The sequence below is a fragment of the Pseudonocardia sp. 73-21 genome (assembly GCF_001899645.1).
Classification (GTDB): Bacteria; Actinomycetota; Actinomycetes; order Mycobacteriales; family Pseudonocardiaceae; genus Pseudonocardia.
Genome location: NZ_MKVV01000087.1, coordinates 1 through 6,210 on the forward strand (window position 1 = coordinate 1; position 6,210 = coordinate 6,210).

Sequence of the window (6,210 nt, forward strand, 5' to 3'; positions counted from 1 at the left end):
GACGGCACAGCCCCACCTCGACTTGAACCCCAAGAAGATGTGGACGCTGGACCACCTGCGTCGCTGCCCGCCGTGTGGCAGCCCGAACGTCCTGTTCAACGAGATGGACGACGCCGGCCGCGCCGCGTTCATCGACGACTACCGCCGTCAGGGCCCGGCCGGACGACCGGCACCCCCCACCGCCTGATCGCGCGGATCAGGCGCCTGGCGTCGTGTGCCCGCCGAGCACAACCACCGCGACAAGCTCACCAGCAGCAGAGACCGGAAGGAGCGGACGGACCATGACCACGACACAGGAGCAGCCCGTCAGAAGCGTCCCGACGGTGAGCTTCACCGACGCCGAGGCCGGCGCGAAAGTGTTCCCCGACTCCGGGGCGTCGGCGCGCAGGTACAACTACTTCACTCCGGCGAAGCGCAAGCAGACCCACTACGAGGACGTGACCGTCGAGGTCCAGCCCGACCCCCGACACTACCTCGCCCAGGGCTGGCTCTACGGCTTCGCCAACGGTGAGGCCGGCTACCCGCTGACCTGGACCACGCTCAAGGCGTGGGGTGTCGACAAGCCCGAGCCGCAGCGCGGCCCCGGTTCCGGCGGTCTCCCGAAGGACTTCGAGTGGCCCGCCCACGGCTGGCACGAGTTCCGCGACCCCAACGAGGAGTGGGAGTTCACCCTCTACCGCTACAACGCCAACGTCGTGCGCCAGTTGAACCAGAACATCGAGAACGCCCGCGAGGCCAAGGCGTTCGAGCAGTGGTCACCGAACTGGGTGCGCTTCGTCGAGCGCCACATCGGCGCCTGGATGCACATCGACCACATCCTCGGGCTGTACGTGTTCGCCGCGTGCAACCGGTCCGCGCCGACGAACATGCACAACACCGCGATCGCCGTGAACAGCATGCACAAGATCCGGTCCGCTCAGGACCTCGCGCTGTACAACCTGACGTTGAGCGAGGAGATCGAAGACTTCGACGGCCGGGCCCACCTCGATGCGTGGAACAACGACGGCGAGTGGCAGGGCGTCCGCGAGGTCGTGGAGGCCCTGACCGCGATCGACGACGACTGGGGCGAGTCGATGTTCGCCACCAACGTCGTCTTCGAGCCGTTGCTGGGTGAGCTGTTCCGCAGCCACATGGTCCAGCAGTTCGCCGCCGCGAACGGGGACTTCGTGACCCCGACGATCGTGGGCGCCACCGAGTACGACTACTCCCAGCGTGACCTGCGCTGGACCCAAGCCTGCTTCGGCCCGCTGACCGCGGACAAGGAGTTCGCCGCGCACAACGTGACGATCATGCAGGGCTGGCTGTCGCGTTGGGTGCCGCGCTGTCTGGAGGCGGCACGCACCATGGAACCACTGTGGTCCCTGCCCGACATGAAGCCCCGAACGTTCGAGCACGCTCTCGACCGCGCCCGGAACCGGTTCGCCGGCATCGTCACCGAACTCGGGCTGGAACTCTCCCAGGAGCCGGACACATGACGACCGCAACTGCGCAGAGCCCGTTCGCCTCGAACAGTTCACCCTCCAACATGTGTGGGGTGACGCTGATGAACAATCAGGTCGGGGCGATCGTGGCCGAGATGATGGGGCTCAAGGACGGCGTCACCATCACCTACCTGCCCTCCATGATCCGCGTCGATGCGGCGCAGCGGATGGACTTCGTCTACTCCGAGATCGACGAGGCCGCCGGCGAGGACGAGGAGTGGTTCGACGCTGCCGAGTTCGAGGAGAACATGTCGACCCATTACGGTCGGATGGTCCATGAGGACGGCCGGACGATCATGTTCGCAAACCCGGAGGACGCCGCCAAGTACCTCGGTTTTGATCTGGCGGTGACCAGCTGAATCCGCACTCACGTGAGTTGATCGATGGGTTGGAGGGAGGGTCCGCCGGAAGGCGGCAGGTGCTCGAACAGGGAGAAAAAGTGAAAGCGACAATCGGTGATCACATCACAGTCCATGGCCAGCATGTCGGTGATGCAAGCCGCTTCGGTGAGGTGCTCGAAGTCTTGGGACCGGACGGGGAGCCGCCGTATGTGATGCGCTGGGAGGACGGCCACAGCGCAATCTTCGTCCCTGGGTCCGGGGCGCTGGTGGATCACGCCCCAACAACCACCGAACTGGAACACCTTCGTCCTTGAGGGGTCAGAGAGGCGTCAGGTAGGGACCGGGAAGCTGATCCTGGAGCCACCGCGACAGTCGCCGAAGAGGGGCTCTGCGCCCGCGAGCCCGCGGTCACCCTCCCCGGGTCGCGACGCTGCTCGTCCTCGGCTGATTGATCTTGCATCCCGGGCACGGGATGTCACCGTATCGGTCGGGCTTCGGCTCTGGGGTCACTCCAGTCGGGTCAGGACGAGAAGTGCGACGTCGTCGTGGGTCTGGTCGCGGCCGACGAGTTCGGCCATGATCATCGCTGCTACCGTCTCGGCGCCTTGGGTGGGCATGGCGCGGCGGAGCCGGTCGAGACCGGTGTCGATGTCTGTGTCGCGACGCTCGACGAGCCCGTCGGTGTAGAAGCAGACGGCCGCGCCCACGGAGAGTTCGAGATGGGTGACATGGCGGGGAAGTGTGGCGTCGACACCAAGCAACAGGTCGTGGGGTAGGTCGACGAGCGCGGTGTCGCGACCGGGCTCGGCCAGCATCGGTGGTGGATGACCTGCGGTCGAGATGAGCATCCGTTGGTGTCGGGGGTCGAGGACGGCGCACAGGGCGGTCGCGAGCGTGGTGGGCTCGTAGTAGCGGATGTACTGGTCGACTCGCGTCAGGAGTCCGGCCGGCTCCTCGCCGTCGAGGGCGTACGCGCGGAACACTGTCCGCAGCCTGCCCATGGTGACGGCCGCTGGGAGCCCGCGGCCCGCGACATCGCCCACCACGATGCACACCTGACCGGACGGCAGCGGGAACACGTCATACCAGTCGCCGCCGACCTGACCTTCGCCTGGCACGTAGCGAGCCGCGAGCTGAAGACCGGGGATCGACGGCAGCGCGGGTGGGAGCAGGCTGCGTTGCAGTCTGGCCGCGGCCGTGCGCTCGGCCTGGGAGATCTGTGCCTGGAGTGCAAGCGCGACCCGGTCCGCGACGAGTTGGAGCAGGTTCACGTCGTCGTCGGTGAAGCACCGTGGTGTCAGTGTTCCGACGTGCAGCACGCCCAGGACGTCGCCCCCGACGAGCAACGGCACGCCGAGCAGGGACCGGATGCCGCGTCGCACCAGAAGTGGGTTGTGCACGTTCGCAGGTGTGACGTCGTCGAGGACGACCGCTCGTTTCCCGGCAGCGACGCGACCGGCGAACCCGACGCCGAGTGGGACGCGCACACCCTGCTGGACCTCTTCGTCGATGCCGCGGGCCGCGGTCGCGACGAGTTCTCCACCGGAATGCTCGAGTAGCAGTACGGCGGACGTGTCGACGTCGAGCACGGCGCGTACCCGTTCGACCAGAGTGTTGAGCAGGTCCTCGAGGTTGAGATGGCCGAGGTCGCCGCCGAAGAGTGCGTCGATCCGGCGCAGCCGCTCGACGCCTTCGCCGCGCGTGGTCGACATCCGTCAGACCCTATCGCTAGTACTGCAACGGCAGTTGCGGCGCGTCGTGGGATGCTGAGGTCTGTCTGGCGGTGATCATCACCCCGTGGTGGGTGTTGCCGGGTGGGTGGCGTCGTTGGATGCCGTGGTGGAGCTGATCTCGGGGCGATTCGCCAGGTCCGAGCCGCGCCGGCGGGTCGGCATCTACCTGCGGGGGCTGTTGGCCGGGCTGGAACGGAAGAACGGCTGGACGCTGGCCGAGCACTCCGGGGCGGTGTCGCCGGACGGGATGCAGCGGTTGTTGCGTACCGCGGACTGGGACGTCGACGGCGTGCGTGACGACCTGCGCGGCTACGTCCTGGACCAGCTCGGTGACGACGTGACCGGGGTGTTCATCGTCGATGAGACGGGGTTCATCAAGAAGGGTGTGCGTTCGGCCGGGGTGCAGCGCCAGTACACCGACACCACCGGGAAGATCGACAACTGTCAGCTCGGGGTGTTTTTGGCCTACGCCAGCAACAAGGGCCGGGCGTTGATCGACCGGGAGCTGTACCTGCCGACCTCGTGGACCGAGGACCCGCAACGGTGCGCCGACGCGGGGATCCCGGACGGGACCGGGTTCGTGACCACGCCGCAGCAGGGTGTGGCGATGCTGGCCCGCGCGCACGCCGACGGGGTGCTGACGGGATGGGTGACCGCGGACGGGGCGTACGGGCAGAACCCGACCTTCCGCTCGTGGCTGGCCGAGCGTGGGGTGCCGTTCGTGCTGGCCACCCGCAACGACGACGTGCTGACCAGCCCGGACGGGCACCGCCGCCAGGCCAAGGTGCTGGCCACCATCGCCGGACGGGGCGGTGGGTGGGAGCGGCGCTCGATGGGGCCCGGCGCGCACGGCGAACGCATCTACGACTGGATCGGGGTCACCCTTGACCCCACTGGGCTGCCTGCTGGGTGGGGCCACTGGCTGCTGCTCCGCCGACAGACTGCACCTGCGCCCGGCAAGACCGGCAAGGAGTTGGCGTTCTACCGCTGCGCCGGCCCCATCGCGACTCCGTTGCGGGAGCTGATCCGGGTGGCCGGCGCGCGGTGGGCGATCGAGGAGTGCTTCCAGACCGCGAAGAACGAGGCCGGGCTCGATCAGTACCAGGTCCGGGACTGGCGGGCCTGGCACGCCCACATCACCCTGGCCATGCTCGCCGCCGCCTACCTCGCCGCCACCCACGCCCAGGAGGCCGAAAAGGGGGACCCGACGCCGGTCACGGCGGGCTGATCCCGTTGTCGGGCAACGAGATCCGCCGCCTGCTCGCTGCCCTGGTCCTGGCGCCCGTGGCCTGCGTGACCAGCGCGATCACCTGGTCGAACTGGCGACGCCGACGACAACACCAGGCCCGAACCTGCCACTACCGACGGCGAGGTCAATGCCCACCACTCTGAACGACAAGCGCCGTTGCAGTACCAGGCAATCCGCTCGACCAGGTTGAAAGAGCTCAGTGTCTCAAACCGGCCCAGCCTTATCCAGGCATCGCGCCGCCTGTCCCCGGGCCGGCCGCAGAGCGCAGACGAGTGCCCGAACCCGTAGTCGACCTGAGGCGAGCTCAATGACACCGTGAAGTGACACCGGTGAGCGGTCCGAAGTCTTGCAGGCTATCCGGGGGCCGGTGCTGCTGCCGGCGTTTCCGGGTCGCAGCAGCGCCGCGAGCGGTTCCCCGGTGCCGCTCGGGCGGTGGTCGACGAACGCCCACAACGGGTGATGCCTGAACCCGCGCTTGAACGTCGGCGCGGCGCCTTCCTTCTCCGAGTGCGCGGTGACCAGGGTCGCGTCCACGTCGATGACCAGCGGCCGGGCCGCGTCCAGGTCGTGGTCGCCCGAACCTGCCACTACCGACGGCAAGCGCCGTTGCAGTACTAGTCGCACGGCAGAAACCCAGGGCGATCATCATGCTCGTGCGATTGTCGCGGCTTCGCGGGTTTTGCAGGAAGTCCCGAGTCTCGTGAGACGTCGTTTACGACCGAATGATCATCAGGCGGCTGTGGAGTCGTCAGAATGGCTGATGGTGTCCACGGGTCGAGCGACGTTCTCCAGCGTCTCGCATAGCGACCGTAGGGTGTTCATGTAGCCGTTGATGGCGCGGAACTGCTTCCCGACCGAGCCACTGCATGTCCACTTAGGATGCACCGCACGATTTGAGCCTTAACGGCTTCTGCAGCGTCGACGCCGTGGTGGACTCGCCGCGGTCGCCGGCCGGGGCGTCGTCGTCTTCGATTCGGTGCGCAACTGCGGCTGGGAATGCCCTATCCCGTAGACGTATCAGCTGGCGCGGCGCCGCTCTGCGGGAAGGCTGTTTCCGCAGGTGAGCTGGCTGGCGCGTTGGTAGGAGATCCCGAGGACGGCGCCGAGCTCGCGTACGGACAGTCCGGCGTTCTTGAGTTCGGTGGCGGCCGCTCGAAGTTCGGTGGCGGCGTGCGAGCGGGCCTGGGCTTCGGCGTCGCGGGCTCGCTCGACCTCCGAGAGGTGTGCTCGCACGCTGTCGGGGAGCTGGATCCGTACGTCGAGGTCGACGGAGCCGGGCTCGAGGCCGGTCATGATCGCGATCAGGTCGCGGGCCATGTCGTCGACCTCGTTGATGGTGCGGGCCTGGGTGCAAACTAGTGGCTTGTCACGCAGCCCTGGCCGGGTAATCGGTCCAGGTTCGGATC

The 6,210-nt window shown here is 67.6% G+C and carries 6 protein-coding genes and 2 pseudogenes; 5 read left to right on the forward strand and 3 right to left on the reverse strand.

Annotation, left to right across the window (positions count from 1 at the left end; all coding sequences use genetic code 11):
* From BGP03_RS27520 to BGP03_RS27535, 4 genes and pseudogenes are all read left to right on the forward strand, one after another.
* Positions 1-187 (forward strand): annotated as a pseudogene (locus BGP03_RS27520) (methane monooxygenase); the annotation flags it as partial.
* A gap of 94 nt (positions 188-281) precedes the next feature.
* The gene (locus BGP03_RS27525; RefSeq protein WP_296370953.1) at positions 282-1,475 is read left to right on the forward strand and encodes a toluene hydroxylase; all 1,194 of its coding nucleotides are present in this window, start codon (positions 282-284) and stop codon (positions 1,473-1,475) included.
* The gene (gene mimD / locus BGP03_RS27530) at positions 1,472-1,840 is read left to right on the forward strand and encodes a propane 2-monooxygenase effector subunit MimD (RefSeq protein ID WP_296370952.1); all 369 of its coding nucleotides are present in this window, start codon (positions 1,472-1,474) and stop codon (positions 1,838-1,840) included. The genes BGP03_RS27525 and mimD overlap by 4 nt, the downstream gene beginning before the upstream one ends.
* Before the next feature lie 59 nt (positions 1,841-1,899).
* Entirely contained in the window at positions 1,900-2,136 is a 237-nt protein-coding gene (locus tag BGP03_RS27535; protein ID WP_296370951.1) for a DUF1918 domain-containing protein, read from the forward strand.
* A 192-nt stretch (positions 2,137-2,328) separates the two neighbouring features.
* Here the strand turns inward: BGP03_RS27535 and BGP03_RS27540 are convergent, their stop codons facing one another.
* Positions 2,329-3,534, reverse strand: coding sequence for a GAF domain-containing SpoIIE family protein phosphatase (locus BGP03_RS27540; RefSeq protein WP_298799842.1), 1,206 nt, complete (start codon positions 3,532-3,534; stop codon positions 2,329-2,331).
* Positions 3,535-3,622: 88 nt separating this feature from the next.
* On the opposite strand from BGP03_RS27540, the gene BGP03_RS27545 reads away from it, so the two are divergent.
* Complete coding sequence (locus BGP03_RS27545; RefSeq protein ID WP_298799845.1) at positions 3,623-4,783, forward strand: IS701 family transposase; 1,161 nt, start codon at positions 3,623-3,625, stop codon at positions 4,781-4,783.
* Between the two features lie 387 nt (positions 4,784-5,170).
* Here BGP03_RS27545 and BGP03_RS27550 read toward each other — a convergent pair.
* Together BGP03_RS27550 and BGP03_RS27555 are read right to left on the reverse strand one after the other, a co-directional pair.
* Positions 5,171-5,353, reverse strand: a pseudogene (locus BGP03_RS27550) (transposase); the annotation flags it as partial.
* A gap of 468 nt (positions 5,354-5,821) precedes the next feature.
* Positions 5,822-6,210 (reverse strand): hypothetical protein (locus tag BGP03_RS27555; protein WP_299738060.1); only part of this gene is annotated, 389 nt, incomplete at its 5' end.